Source organism: Calothrix sp. 336/3 (assembly GCF_000734895.2).
In the GTDB taxonomy this organism is placed as follows: Bacteria; Cyanobacteriota; Cyanobacteriia; order Cyanobacteriales; family Nostocaceae; genus 336-3.
The window spans coordinates 3,267,018-3,280,914 of the sequence record NZ_CP011382.1; the positions used below are offsets into that span (position 1 = coordinate 3,267,018).

The window sequence follows — 13,897 nt, forward strand, 5'->3', positions numbered from 1 at the left end:
CATAAAATCAAGATTATTCTGGGAGAAAATCCGACATGAAAACCCCTCTGACCGAAGCAGTAGCAGCTGCTGATTCCCAAGGACGCTTCCTCAGCTCCACCGAAATTCAAACCGCTTTTGGTCGTTTCCGTCAAGCACAAGCAAGCTTAACTGCTGCTAAAGCATTGAGCGAAAAAGCTTCCAGCTTGGCTTCTGGTGCTGCAAATGCTGTATACAGCAAATATCCCTACACCACCAGCACCTCTGGCGCTAACTTTGCTTCTACCCAAACCGGTAAAGACAAGTGCGTACGTGACATCGGTTACTACCTCCGTATGGTTACCTACTGCCTAGTTGTCGGTGGCACAGGTCCCATGGATGACTACCTCATCAGTGGTATTGCTGAAATCAACCGTACCTTTGATTTATCTCCTAGCTGGTATGTTGAAGCTCTGAAATATATCAAAGCTAACCACGGTTTGAGTGGAGATCCTGCTGTTGAAGCTAACTCTTACATCGACTACGCTATCAACGCATTAAGCTAGATAGTTTTACCCGGAAGGGTATGCAATGGCTGGCAAATGTTAGTGATTGTTTACCCCTTCGGGTACTGTTATTATTAATCAAAGTAATTTGAGATGAACCCCATACCTGAAAACTTTTGGTTAAGGGGAAAGGGGAAAGAGGGAAAGGGTTAAGTAAAATCCTTGCCCTTTTAGTTTTTTATGAGTCCAATTATGCTTGTAATTTCTCATCGATTCATATTGCCCTATTCTTGTTGATACGAGATGACACCAGAATGGAGAACGAAGTTAGTATCTTGGACGACAATCAGTTAACAGTAGAGCAGGCGATCGCCAACCTTCAGGGTGAAGATTTGGGGTTGCGAGTTTATGCTGCTTGGTGGTTAGGACGGTTTCGCGTCGATGTTCCCGAAGCTATTGATGTCTTAATTACAGCCTTAACAGACGAAGACGATCGCACCAATGCAGGTGGCTATCCCCTACGGAGAAACGCAGCCAGGGCATTAGGAAAACTAGGTGAAAAACGAGCAGTCCCCGCATTAATCCTGGCTTTAGAATGTGCCGACTTTTACGTGCGAGAAGCCGCCGCTCAGTCCTTAGAAATGCTAGGGGATACTTCCTGTATTCCCAGACTCATTGATTTACTCAATAATCAAGTACCGGGAACCCTACCCGCCCCGGAACCACCGCAACTTGTCCAACCCTTCGATGCCATCATTGAGGCATTGGGAACCCTAGGAGCGGTTGAGGCGATGCCCTTAATTGAGTCATTCCTAGACCATTTCATCCCTAGAATTCAGTATGCTGCGGCACGGGCAATGTATCAATTAACGACAGACCCTCACGTAGCTAGTCAGTATGGCGATCGCCTAGTCAAAGCATTAGGTAACGAGGATTTGCAGTTACGTCGGGCAGTATTATCAGATTTAGGAGCCATTGGTTATTTACCAGCAGCCGGGGCGATCGCTGAAACACTAGCCGAAAATAGCTTGAAGCTGATTTCCCTCAAAGGTTTACTCGAAAAGCAGTTACAAACAACTGCACCAGGTAATCTACCCCCAGAAGTAATCAAAGTCATGACCTTGATGGATGAGCTACTGTAGCCGCCACACCATAAAATAGAAGCTAGATATCATACTTTTCAAGCCTCCCATGAGCGATCAACTTTCCTCCCTGATTCGAGCTGTAGAAGAGGCAGATTCTTCTCAACTTTTACAAGAAGCTGTAAAAAATTTATCAGAGGCTAACCTAGAAGGTGCTATTCCCACCTTGATTGCAGCCCTGAGTTATAACAATCCTGGAGCCGCAGTCGCATCCGTCGAAGGATTAATCAGAATTGGTGAACCCGCAGTACCTGCACTCCTAGAACAATTAGATTTACATAACTATACCGCCAGAGCTTGGGCAATCCGTGCCCTGGCAGGAATTGGCGATCCGAGGGGATTGGTGACTTTATTAGGAGCAGCCACTGCTGATTTTGCCCTCAGTGTACGTCGGGCAGCAGCTAGGGGATTAGGGATGATGAAGTGGCACTGGTTTCCAGAGGAACTTCTAGAAATTGCCCAGGAAGAAGCTTTGGAAGCACTATTATTTGTTGCCCAACAGGATGATGAGTGGGTAGTTCGTTATTCTGCTGTCGTAGGTTTACAGTACCTTGCCGAAGCTGTCGCTGTTAATTATCCCCAATGGCGATCGCAAATTCAATCCCAGCTAACAGACATGGCAGTGAATGATCACAGTTTAGCAGTCCGTGCCCGTGTCTGGATGGCACAGCAATACCTAGAAACAGAAACAGCCACACCAGTGGATACTACTCCCTCACCCCTGTCTTCCATGGATTGGCAGAGAATTATGGATGGTTTGTATGGACGTAAGGGAGAGGAACGCCTAGTGTTAGCCGAAGGTGATCCGCGAAAATATCGGGAATTAGTCACCGCGATCGCAGAAAATACAGAGGCAGAGGTATAATTCCGTTTGCACCCCAGCAGATTACAGCAAATTGGAGAACTGATGGAGGGGATAAAAATTTTCATAGCTCGACAAGCATTTGATTTTTTGGCTCAGGGATGGGCAACAGGAAATTTTCAGCCCTTCATTGAGATGTTGTCAGATGATGTTATCTTTTGGTTGCCGGTGGGTAAACAACTAGATAAATCCTTCAGCTATGCAGATAAACAACAGATTATTGCTCGGTTTGAGAAACGTCTGGAGGCTGGCGATCGCCTGACATTTAGTCCCCCCGATGATATCACTAGTAACGAAACCTCCGTCACCTTTGAGTTTGAGGCTCAAGGGACTATTAATCATCAACCAGTCACAAGACGTAATGCTATTTCCTTTGATATTCGAGAAGATAAAATAGTAGGAATTCGAGAATATTTTGGTGATATCGATTAGTAGATAGGGAATATGTCAAAATCCTGTTGATAGACAATAAATCAACAATTTATCCTTGCTTCTCACAATTAAAGCTAATACTCAGCCCTCTCATCTGACAGCCCCCAGGTGATAGGGCATTGTTATTGTTGTGATGCAAGTATTAAAAAGATTTGTGCTTCTATCTGGGGTAAAGCCACAACAAAGAAAATACACAATAAAAACCATCAAAATACTTCCCACCTTTTTCCAACTCTGATTCCAACAAGTTTTTCCGTCTAATTAATTTTCTGAGTATCGAAATGTCAGCAAATGTAACGACATATGAAGTTTCAAAGCAAAAACAAAACATGTAAAAACCTTATTTTATCAGGGTTTCAGAGTTTTCTTAATATTTTGTAACCATTTATTTGATAACATCGAAAAAATTGCACAAAATCTGCACAAATGGATTGCTTTAATCAGATTTAGGTTCAAACACCACTGCCCTTGATAGAGGGAATGTAATTTTTCAGAAATTGCAGACTCAGCCATTTGATTAATTTTGGCTGTTTCAGTGAATGGTGGTTGTGGATATTCCCAATATTATATTGATAGCTGTGCCTTGATAATAACCTAGGTAAAATACAGGGTCTAGTTTACCCTATTCCCAAGGAGATTATTCTCCCTGATAAATGTTTGCCTATTTTTCAAAAATCAAGAGTATATCTCTCAACGGTATAGCTATATTCATGCCAACATTTGAGCCGAATTTGAATATACAGCATAGTAATAATTATTAGGAGATGCTGGAATGCTTGACGCTTTTACTAAAGTAGTTTCCCAGGCTGACACCAGAGGCACATATGTCAGCGATGCAGAAATCGATGCCTTAAAAGATATGGTGGCTGCTGGTGCTAAACGGATGGATGTTGTCAACCGCATTACAGGTAATGGATCTACCATCGTTGCTAATGCAGCACGGGCATTATTTGCAGAACAACCCCAGTTGATTGCACCTGGTGGTAATGCTTACACCAACCGTCGGATGGCTGCTTGCTTGCGCGATATGGAAATCATCCTGCGCTATGTCACCTATGCAGTATTTACAGGTGATGCCAGTGTTTTAGACGATCGCTGTTTGAATGGTTTACGTGAAACCTATCAAGCATTGGGCGTTCCTGGTGGTTCCGTAGCAGCTGGTGTCAACAAGATGAAAGAAGCAGCGATCGCGATCGCTAACGATCCTAGCGGTGTTACCCGTGGTGACTGTAGCTCCTTGATGGCTGAATTAGGTAGCTACTTTGATCGTGCTGCTAGCGCTGTCGGTTAGGACATCGCCACTGCAATTATTTCTACTTTCTGACCCACACATTTAGATATTTGTTGAGAGAATAATCAGCATGAAAACACCTTTAACTGAAGCCGTAGCTACCGCAGATTCCCAAGGACGCTTTCTCAGTTCCACAGAACTTCAAGTAGCCTTCGGACGTTTTCGTCAAGCAACTGCTAGCCTTGATGCGGCAAAAGCGTTAAGCTCTAAAGCTCAAAGCCTTGCTGATGGTGCTGCCAATGCAGTCTACCAAAAGTTCCCCTACACCACCCAAATGCAAGGTAACAACTTTGCTTCCACTCCCGTAGGTAAAGCTAAGTGTGCCCGTGACATTGGCTATTACATTCGCATTGTCACCTACTGTTTAATTGCTGGTGGTACCGGTCCTTTAGATGACTACTTAATTGGTGGTTTGACCGAAATCAACCGTACCTTCGACCTATCTCCTAGCTGGTACGTAGAAGCTCTCAAATATATCAAAGCTAACCACGGTTTGAGTGGTGACCCAGCTGTAGAAGCTAATTCCTACATTGATTATGCCATCAACGCCCTCAGCTAGGTGTTGATTTTTGCCCAGAACAACTTAAGACTGTCAATGCTGATATTTGCATGGTTCAGTTTTTTGGGGTTCTGGGTACGTTTTTTCTGGATTTGCAGGGAACAGGGAAAGTCCATGCTAATGGTGATTTCCATGATTGCCATATTATACCAATTCGTAATTCGTAATTACTAAAGCTAGACATGGCAAGGTTTTTACAATTTACATTTGTTGCCATATTTTAGAGAATTGGTATTAGGCAGCAATCCCAAAGCCTGATTTTCCCATAACTAATGCATCAGTCTGTTAAGAGTTTCCGATTTAGAGTTCTCAGACCGAAGGCTTTGTTGAAATTGAAGGAGAATCAGTCATGACTAGTTCAATGGCAGCCAGTCAGTTAGGATTTGAGCCATTTGTCGCCACATCTAAGACAGAGTTGCGGGCAAATTGGACAAAGGATGATGTGCAAGCTGTGATTATTGCTGCCTATCGTCAGGTGTTTGGTAATGATCACTTGATGCAAAGCGAACGTCTCACGAGTGCAGAATCCCTATTGCTACAAGGTAACATTGGCGTTCGAGATTTTATTCGGGCGTTGGCACAATCAGAACTATATCGACAAAAATTCTTTTACTCTACACCTCAAGTCCGTTTTATCGAATTGAACTATAAGCATCTACTTGGACGCGCTCCCTACGATGAAGCTGAGATTGCTGCCCATGTAAATACTTATACTCAAAAAGGATACGAGACAGAAATCAATTCTTATATTGATTCTTTGGAATATCAAGAAAACTTTGGAGAATCTATTGTTCCCTATTATCGAGGATTTGCCACTCAACGGGGTCAGAAAACAGTAGGTTTCAGTCGGATGTTTCAAATTTACCGGGGATATGCCAACAGCGATCGCGCCCAAGGCAAAAACAAGTCAGCTTGGTTAACCCAGGATTTGGCTCGAAATATGGCTACAACGGTAAATACACCTACCTTTGGGCGGGGATTGACTGGTACAATCGCAGGCGATCGCGGGCAACTTTACCGCGTGCGAGTTATGCAAGGAAATAGTGGACGGACTCCCCAAATCCGCCGCAGTATGACTGAGTTTCTAGTCACCTATGATCAGCTATCACCTACCCTGCAACGTCTGAATCAAAGAGGTAGCCGAGTAGTAAATATTTCTCCTGCCTAAACCGCCCCATAGGGAACGGTCAACTTTGTAATTAATTAACTGTAGAAGGAGAGCTATTTGTGGCAATTACAACCGCAGCATCTCGTTTGGGAACCAGCGCTTTTGATGCAGCCAAACCAGTGGAATTACGTTCCAACTGGACACCAGAAGATGTCAAGATTGTCATTCAGGCAGCCTACCGTCAGGTTTTAGGTAACGACTATCTGATGCAGTCAGAGCGTCTCATCAGTCTGGAATCTTTGTTAACTAGTGGTCAAATCAGCGTCCGGGATTTTGTCCGAGGAATTGCTAAATCCGACCTCTACAAAACCAAATTCCTTTACCCCCATTTCCAAACCAGGGTAATTGAACTGAACTTTAAACATTTGCTAGGACGCGCTCCCTACGATGAGTCGGAAGTGATTGAGCATCTTGATCGCTACCAAAATCAAGGGTTTGAAGCGGATATCGATTCCTACATCGACTCTGGCGAATATGATGCCAACTTTGGGGACGCGATCGTTCCCTACTATCGTGATCTTGTCACCACCGGAGTTGGTCAAAGAACCGTTGGTTTTACTCGGATGTTCCGCCTTTATCGTGGTTATGCCAACAGCGATCGCTCTCAGCTTGCTGGTAGTAGTTCCCGTCTAGCATCAGACTTAGCCAAAAATAGCGCTACCGCTATCATTGCTCCTTCTGGTGGGACTGCTGGTTGGGCTTACCAACCCTCAATGCAAGGAACAGCACCTAGCCGCACCTTTGGCAGATCCTCCCCAGGTTCTACCCCCCGTCTCTACCGTATCGAAGTTACGGGTATCAGCTTGCCCAGATATCCGAAAGTTCGTCGCAGCAATAAAGAGTTCATCGTCCCCTACGAGCAACTATCCAACACCCTTCAGCAAATTAATAAGCTGGGTGGAAAAGTTGCCAGCATCACCTTTGCACAATAGGAGATTGAATCATCATGTTGGGACAATCCGCATTAACAAGAGCATCTAGTTCCGCCTCAGACAACCGTGTCTTCGTCTATGAAGTTGCAGGATTACGCCAGAACGAGCAGACAGAGAACCAGAATTATCCAGTCCGCAATAGCAGCACGATTCTGATTCAAGTCCCCTACAGTCGCATGAATGATGAGATGCGTCGTATTACTCGTCTCGGTGGCAGAATTGTGGGCATTCGTTCCCAAACGGAATCCATATCGGAATCGGAAAGCTAACGCAATTATATCCAATATATCTGCGAAACAGGTGGGGGCGGAAAATTATATTTTCCACCCCTACTTTATGCATATATCATGCACATATTGTGTAAATTAGTAGGGACTAATTTTTGGCAGCACACCAAGTATTGGTAGCAAATAGGCACAGGCAGTTAAAACCACAATCGAAACCCCTAGCCAGAGAACCAAATCTCCCTCAGAACTACGTAGGAAGGATTTTAAGTTAAATGGCTTCCGTTGCTGAGCTAGGAGGACTTTGTCACGATAGTCAGTACCGTAACGTGCCATCCGCTCAAAGGGTAATTCACCCTGGTTGCGTTGGGGTAAAATCCGTCGCCGTTGGTAGGGAACCGTATTGTCACCAAAGTTGTTGTTATATTCGTGGCTATTTAGCAAATCATTAATAAAACCTGATAGTCCTTTTGTTGCCAGAACTATCGACCAAGCAAGTTTTTCTCGCTCATTATAAATTGTTCTTCCCAACACTCGCTGTACACAGAGTTCCACAAACCGATAATTGTTATTAGCATCATAATTCAACCGTCGGAAGGAATCAGATAAAACTAACCCCCGAATAAAATCTTTCACAGTAATCTGTCTTGCCCTCAGTTGAGATTCTAGGAAGGTTTGGCGATTACTAGACAGCATCTGCTGTTCATGAAATATTTGCCGATAGGCTGCAACAATTAAACCATCTATTTCAGTGGCGGATAGCAGGTTCTCGGTTGTGTAAACTCTGGGCTGTTCATCACCAGGTATCTCAAAGCTGATGACGCGCTGATTTTGGGATGAGGGGGCATACTCCAACAAAGGAATTGACATAATAAATACCTCTATGATGTGAAGAATTCACCTGAAAAATTCCGCCATTGTGATCGAGTCAATCCCACTCGATGAGCGTAAATTTTCATTGAGTCAGGATATATAGCAATTTACAGTTATGGATGGATGAGAAAAGTAACTAATCATCAAAAACTGCTACCAAGGGACTGAAAAATCTTTCCCCTGCTAGAATTGCTATCCATATACGGAACTCAAAATTCAGAATACGCCCCTGTGAAAATTTCGCCCTTTGATTTGCGATAGAAAGTAGTAATTCGTAACATCTATCCTGGAAAGTAGGGCACAAGTTGTATATTTTATTTATGTCTGAGTCTATAAGCCGAAATTTTATACTGAAATCCTCAATAATCACATAATTGAGTGATTCTATCCTATTCATAGCTATGCTCTATGCAACGTCGGCAAATCCTCCAACTTCTACCTTTTTCTCTAACCCTTTGGACTTCGACTGTTTATGGTGCAAATCAGCCGGAAGATATTGTCAAATTATTTGATATGGCTGCTTCAAAACATAGACGAGAACTGGGTAATTTGTGGCAAATGAGGGGTACTCCACGGATTCGTCTCTCTAATGTTTCTTCTCAAAGTATTGCTCGAGTATTAGCGATCGCCCCAACAAACAGTTCAGAATTAACCTACCCTCGCCATACCTGTGTTTTATTTTACTCATACGACAAAGATAATCTCCAGACTTGGCTCCTTAAAGACAGTGGTATAGAGGCATATCATCGGCAAACAATATCAAAGGATACACTAACTGAGGCAATTACAGCCTTAAGAAATTCCCTAAATGTTGATACCTTGCAACGCTCTCGCATGGCTCGTCCCAAGAGAGCTAATCAAATTCTACCTTTGGCTAATGATAATCATACAAGGGTATCCTGCGATCGCGCCATTAGTGATTTGACTCAAATTTTATTACCTACTCCCATCGCACAGGCGATCGCCACTGCTAGACATCTAATTCTTGTGCCAACCCTGGACATCGGTACAGTTCCCTATGCTATCCTCCAACCATTCCCAGACAAATCATTTCTGATTGAGCAAATGTCAATTTCCATTGCTCCCAGCTTATTTGATATTGGACAAACCTTACATACATGGATGGCAAGAAGGGTGTTTAAATCTCCGTTAATTATAGGCAATCCTTATATCCCACCAAGTATTTATTGGTCAGTTCCACCCTTACCGGGAGCAGAAGAAGAAGCTCAGGCTATTGCCAAAATCCTCAATGAACCTCCGTTGATTGGTAAAGAAGCCACAAAAACCGAGATTTTATCAAGAGTTACCCAAGCTAGTCTACTTTACATTGCCACCCATGGCGTTGCTAGTACGCACAGTCCCCTATCTGAAAGTTTTCTGATGTTATCAGCAGATAAAATTGAGAAGGGTTGGTGGACTGCAAAAGAAATTCAAAGTTTAAAACTCAATGCTAGCATTGCCATACTCAGCGCCTGTCAAACCGGCTTAGGGCAAGCCCATGATGCAGGTATTATCGGACTGTCACGGGCATTCCAAATCGCTGGAGTTCCACGAGTTGTGATGAGTTTGTGGAGTGTTGACGATCAAGCAACTAATAAGTTGATGCAGACATTTGTGAAACACCTAGAAACCCATATTCCTGCTGAAGCGTTAAGACAGGCAATGTTAGAAGCAAAACAACAATATGCAGATCCATCCCAATGGGCATCTTTTGTGATTTTTGGTACTCCCAGATAATACTAATTATCTCAAATAAAGCTACGTGAGTTCTAGCCAGCGATTAAAAATTGCCGCCTAATAGCTGAAGTCGTCTACAAGAGGACTGATAGCAAAGGATTCAAGAGGAGACCTCAAACTTGTATTATTCGGCAAGATTGGGAATAGTTAATATTATTTCCCGTACCAAAATGCCAGGGGATTCTCCGTTGCACGGCAATCTGGATAAAAACGGAGATTGGATTCTCTGTCAGGTTGCCAAGTTAGAGGTGGAATTCCCAATCCTAAACACAAGTGAGCGAGCGATCGCGCAAATTGTTCATGATGTCCAGGATAACCCGCATGAGCATGGGCATATTCATGAACAACCAGCAACAGCCAGTCTTCTGGTACTACCCTGCCCACATCAATGAGAATCGTAATGGGATTGGTTTGCAAATTACACAGAGCATCAATTCCCAAGGATTGAGCTAGGGGAGCAGCAAAAATTTCAATTGCAGGCTGTTCCCAGGGATGGAAACAGCTGTGACAAGCTTGAAGATACTTTTCCAGTTGCTGATTCACCCCGTCAATATGCTCACCAATCCAGATACACAGAGGAATACGCTTGTCGATATCCTCAACTACATCTATCATCTCTGCGTTCAGAGCTAGACTACGAACTCCATAGAGGTAGTCTAACCCCCTGGCAAAGGGGTCGGTACTGGTGGTGACGATTAATTTAGCCACCAAAGAAGGAGATATATTTCGTCGGTTCAACGGTATCGGGAATTGGCTCAGGGTTGGGAGCGTCATCGGCAATCCGAAATTCCGTGCAGAATGTGGCAGTACTAAAACCTCCAAACCTTTTTACAGTACTACTTCTCATCCGAATCCCTGGACCGACAAACCAGAATCTTTCAATGGAACTCATGGTTTCATATTCCGTGGTCAAAACTAAAGCGTCCTTCTCATCCATGTGATATTGTCCTGCCACTGGAACAATTTCCGCATAGCCCCGTTCCCGCAACAGTGAACCTTGACGGGGATTCTCTGCATCCGGAATCAGGGAAAAGACTGTCGAACCTTCATGGTTTTCATCATCCCTATCCCATCCCATTGCCCCTTGCCAGGAAACAAAAGCTCCACCGATCGCCAGCTTGGGGTCAACCTGATGAATATGGCATATTTCAATCACTTGGGGATGATCCGCAGCCAGAGCTTGTACTTGGATATTAGATTCACCTGCTTCCGAGCGCTTGAAGGCAAGATGGTGGGTTGTGCGCTGCGATCGCCACTTTCCAGTACTTAGTTGAAAAAACTCCATCGCATCCATAACTTAACGGTTCACTCCCAAAAATATTCAAGACCCCTATACTCATGAGTTATTATAGCGGACTTACTATCCCCCAACTTCAGCCTAGTTTTGGGCAAATCCACCTGAAATCTTCTATGTATAGCCGTTCTCAAACAACCTAGAGATTTTCCTCGGTATAGAAATATTTCTGCACTGTTAAGGATTATTACTTTGTTTCTCATAACTGAGACTGAGACAACCATCATCTTTTATGTTCTATATTGTCTGGTTCAAGAAACAGACACCTTTACAGATAACCAATATTCAAGGAGAGCGAAATGCTTGACGCTTTTTCTAGAGCTGTAGTTTCAGCAGATGCTAGCACCTCTACCGTAGGTGATATTGCTGCTTTAAGAGCTTTCGTAGCTAGCGGCAACAGACGTTTGGATGCTGTTAACGCAATTGCTAGCAACGCTAGCTGCATGGTTTCTGATGCTGTTGCTGGTATGATTTGCGAAAACCAAGGCTTGATCCAAGCTGGTGGTAACTGCTACCCCAACCGTCGTATGGCTGCTTGTCTGCGTGATGCTGAAATCATCCTGCGCTATGTAACCTACGCTTTATTAGCTGGTGATGCTTCAGTTCTAGATGATCGTTGCTTGAACGGTTTGAAAGAAACCTACGCTGCTCTAGGTGTACCTACCACCTCCACTGTACGTGCTGTTCAAATCATGAAAGCTCAAGCAGCTGCTCACATTCAAGATACCCCCAGTGAGGCTCGTGCTGGCGCTAAATTGCGTAAGATGGGCAGCCCTGTTGTAGAAGATCGTTGCGCTAGCTTAGTTGCTGAAGCTTCCAGCTACTTCGATCGCGTGATTTCTGCTCTGAGCTAATTGATTGCTCAACAAAATTGCCATCTAACACAGTTAACATTAAAGCCTTTTGGGAGATTTAAGAAATGAAATCAGTTGTCACCACAGTTATTGCATCTGCTGATGCTGCCGGTCGTTTCCCCAGCACCTCTGATTTAGAATCCGTACAAGGTTCTATCCAACGTGCATCTGCTCGTTTAGAAGCTGCTGAAAAGCTAGCTAACAACATCGATGCAGTTGCTACCGAAGCTTACAACGCTTGTATCAAAAAATATTCTTACTTGAACAACGCTGGTGAAGCTAACTCCACCGATACCTTCAAAGCTAAGTGCGCTCGTGACATCAAACACTACTTACGTTTGATTCAGTACAGCTTAGTTGTTGGTGGTACAGGTCCATTGGATGAGTGGGGTATTGCTGGACAACGTGAAGTTTATCGTGCTTTGGGCTTACCTACCGCTCCCTACGTTGAAGCATTAAGCTATGCTCGTAACCGTGGTTGCGCTCCTCGTGATATGTCTGCTCAAGCATTGACTGAGTACAATGCACTTCTCGACTACGCAATCAACTCTTTGTCCTAGTTCAGTTATCACCTTGGTGATTTGCTGAATGGGGTAAGATTTACCCTGCAAACCTAGGGGTTCTTGGCTCTTTGCTTTGCCTGTTGAAGGTTGAGTAATGGTAGAGAATCTCTGGGTTTGTTTTGTTTTAAACTGATAATTAATTGTGATGAATTTGGTTGCAGGAGCCGTAGCTTGAGGCTAACGGCTAAATTTATGGATAAACGCTTTTTTAATTTCTTTAATCTGACAGAAGATGAGGCGATCGCCCTCCTAGATACACCACCGGAAGAATTGAGCGAGGATGATTCCCGCTATGTTGCAGCTTCCCATCTAGTCAATTTTCCTACGGAGCGTTCCATTCAGGCGCTAATCCGGGCAGTGCAGCAAACTAACCCCGCACTAGACAACCGCATCGTCCGGAGAAAGTCCGTAGAAACCCTAGGGCGATTACAAGCGACTGATGCCTTGTCAGTAATTCACTCCTGTTTAGGTGAGGAAGATTGCTACCTGGTAGAAAATTCTGTATGGGCAATCGGGGAAATTGGTACTCAAAACCCCGATATTCTCGAAGATATCGCCCAATTACTAGACAAACCTAAACAAACCTATAGAGTAATTATTCATACACTCACAAAATTCAATTATCAGCCCGCCCTAGAACGAATTCGTCAATTTGTAGATGATGTCGATCCACCCACAGCCAGTGCAGCCATTGCCGCAGTTTGCCGCTTGAGTGGGGACTACTCCCAGATGGCTAAGGTGGTGGGGATGTTGCAACACCCCAATGTCCTAGGGCGACGTTTGTGTATTCAAGATTTGATGGATGCTAATTACTACGATGCCATTCCCTCCATCGCCCGGTGTCCCGTATCCCTAGTCTTTCGGCTGCGAGGCATCCGAACACTAGGAGAAAGTGGCATCTCTGCCGGGGTAATTACCTTTGCCAATATTCAGCCCTATTTGGAGCAGACGTTATTCGATCACCCCCAAGATTTGGCTTTGGTGCATAGCTACTCAAGCCTTCCCGATCTACCAACATTGATTCGGGGTTTGTATGAAACAGACTTTGGGCGTTGTTATTTAGCAAGCAAAACCATCTTAGAACATTACCCAGAAGCCGCTCCAGAAGCTCTGTTTGCCACCTACGCCGCAGAAGCTAACAATGACTATGGTGCCCATTTCCATGTGATGAAGCTATTTGGTTGGCTAAAACACGCACCAGCCTACGATTTACTAGTGGAAGCTCTGCACAACAAACAACCACAGTTTCAAAAATCACGGGCGGCGGCGGCGATCGCTCTGGGTGAGCTGGGTAATCCCCAGGCAATTCCGGAATTACACAGCTGTCTAGATAGCCCCATCTGGGATTTAAAATATGCCACCTTGATGGCACTAGAAAAGCTTGGTGATTCCAGTGCTTATCAGAAATTGGCTCAGGATGATGATTGGTTGGTGCGAGGCAAAGCTCAATCCTGGCAACAACAACAATTTATGAGTGTTGAGTCCTAAATTCTCCAACTATT

The 13,897-nt window shown here is 44.2% G+C and carries 16 protein-coding genes; 13 read left to right on the forward strand and 3 right to left on the reverse strand.

What is annotated here, in order from left to right:
- The first annotated feature begins 35 nt into the window (after positions 1–35).
- The 9 genes from cpcA (IJ00_RS13735) (at position 36) to IJ00_RS13775 (ending at position 7,119) form a co-directional block, all read left to right on the forward strand.
- On the forward strand, positions 36–524 hold the full coding sequence (cpcA, locus tag IJ00_RS13735) for a phycocyanin subunit alpha (RefSeq protein WP_035153886.1): 489 nt from the start codon (positions 36–38) through the stop codon (positions 522–524).
- Between the two features lie 254 nt (positions 525–778).
- Positions 779–1,606 (forward strand): HEAT repeat domain-containing protein, encoded by an 828-nt coding sequence (locus tag IJ00_RS13740; RefSeq protein ID WP_035153888.1) that lies wholly within the window; start codon positions 779–781, stop codon positions 1,604–1,606.
- A 49-nt stretch (positions 1,607–1,655) separates the two neighbouring features.
- Positions 1,656–2,471, forward strand: a complete 816-nt coding sequence (locus IJ00_RS13745; protein WP_035153890.1) for a HEAT repeat domain-containing protein — start codon at positions 1,656–1,658, stop codon at positions 2,469–2,471.
- 42 nt (positions 2,472–2,513) lie between these two features.
- Positions 2,514–2,900 carry a nuclear transport factor 2 family protein gene (locus tag IJ00_RS13750; protein WP_035159033.1) on the forward strand — a complete coding sequence of 129 codons (387 nt, stop codon included), beginning with the start codon at positions 2,514–2,516 and terminating at the stop codon, positions 2,898–2,900.
- A gap of 772 nt (positions 2,901–3,672) precedes the next feature.
- Positions 3,673–4,191 (forward strand): phycocyanin subunit beta, encoded by a 519-nt coding sequence (locus IJ00_RS13755; protein WP_035153892.1) that lies wholly within the window; start codon positions 3,673–3,675, stop codon positions 4,189–4,191.
- Positions 4,192–4,261: 70 nt separating this feature from the next.
- Entirely contained in the window at positions 4,262–4,750 is a 489-nt protein-coding gene (gene cpcA, locus IJ00_RS13760; protein ID WP_035153894.1) for a phycocyanin subunit alpha, read from the forward strand.
- Between the two features lie 349 nt (positions 4,751–5,099).
- Positions 5,100–5,918 carry a phycobilisome linker polypeptide gene (locus IJ00_RS13765; RefSeq protein WP_035153896.1) on the forward strand — a complete coding sequence of 273 codons (819 nt, stop codon included), beginning with the start codon at positions 5,100–5,102 and terminating at the stop codon, positions 5,916–5,918.
- A gap of 59 nt (positions 5,919–5,977) precedes the next feature.
- Positions 5,978–6,850, forward strand: a complete 873-nt coding sequence (locus tag IJ00_RS13770) for a phycobilisome linker polypeptide (protein ID WP_035153898.1) — start codon at positions 5,978–5,980, stop codon at positions 6,848–6,850.
- A 14-nt stretch (positions 6,851–6,864) separates the two neighbouring features.
- Positions 6,865–7,119 (forward strand): phycobilisome linker polypeptide, encoded by a 255-nt coding sequence (locus tag IJ00_RS13775; RefSeq protein ID WP_035153899.1) that lies wholly within the window; start codon positions 6,865–6,867, stop codon positions 7,117–7,119.
- Positions 7,120–7,215: 96 nt separating this feature from the next.
- Here IJ00_RS13775 and IJ00_RS13780 read toward each other — a convergent pair whose 3' ends face one another.
- Positions 7,216–7,944: a phycobilisome rod-core linker polypeptide gene (locus tag IJ00_RS13780; protein ID WP_035153901.1), complete on the reverse strand. Its 729-nt coding sequence runs from the start codon at positions 7,942–7,944 to the stop codon at positions 7,216–7,218.
- A 411-nt stretch (positions 7,945–8,355) separates the two neighbouring features.
- On the opposite strand from IJ00_RS13780, the gene IJ00_RS13790 reads away from it, so the two are divergent.
- Complete coding sequence (locus IJ00_RS13790) at positions 8,356–9,684, forward strand: CHAT domain-containing protein (protein WP_035153906.1); 1,329 nt, start codon at positions 8,356–8,358, stop codon at positions 9,682–9,684.
- Between the two features lie 153 nt (positions 9,685–9,837).
- Here the strand turns inward: IJ00_RS13790 and IJ00_RS13795 are convergent, their stop codons facing one another.
- A complete protein-coding gene (locus IJ00_RS13795; RefSeq protein WP_035153908.1) occupies positions 9,838–10,392 on the reverse strand; it encodes a hypothetical protein in 555 nt (184 codons plus the stop codon).
- Complete coding sequence (locus tag IJ00_RS13800) at positions 10,385–10,978, reverse strand: phycobiliprotein lyase (RefSeq protein ID WP_035153910.1); 594 nt, start codon at positions 10,976–10,978, stop codon at positions 10,385–10,387. The genes IJ00_RS13795 and IJ00_RS13800 overlap by 8 nt, the downstream gene beginning before the upstream one ends.
- A 299-nt stretch (positions 10,979–11,277) precedes the next feature.
- On the opposite strand from IJ00_RS13800, the gene cpeB reads away from it, so the two are divergent.
- The 3 genes from cpeB to IJ00_RS13820 all read left to right on the forward strand — a co-directional run bounded on the left by cpeB (position 11,278) and on the right by IJ00_RS13820 (position 13,883).
- Positions 11,278–11,832: a C-phycoerythrin subunit beta gene (cpeB, locus tag IJ00_RS13810; RefSeq protein ID WP_035153912.1), complete on the forward strand. Its 555-nt coding sequence runs from the start codon at positions 11,278–11,280 to the stop codon at positions 11,830–11,832.
- A gap of 65 nt (positions 11,833–11,897) precedes the next feature.
- Positions 11,898–12,392 carry a C-phycoerythrin subunit alpha gene (gene cpeA, locus IJ00_RS13815; protein ID WP_035153914.1) on the forward strand — a complete coding sequence of 165 codons (495 nt, stop codon included), beginning with the start codon at positions 11,898–11,900 and terminating at the stop codon, positions 12,390–12,392.
- Between the two features lie 195 nt (positions 12,393–12,587).
- Positions 12,588–13,883 carry a HEAT repeat domain-containing protein gene (locus tag IJ00_RS13820; protein ID WP_035153916.1) on the forward strand — a complete coding sequence of 432 codons (1,296 nt, stop codon included), beginning with the start codon at positions 12,588–12,590 and terminating at the stop codon, positions 13,881–13,883.
- Positions 13,884–13,897 lie beyond the last annotated feature (14 nt).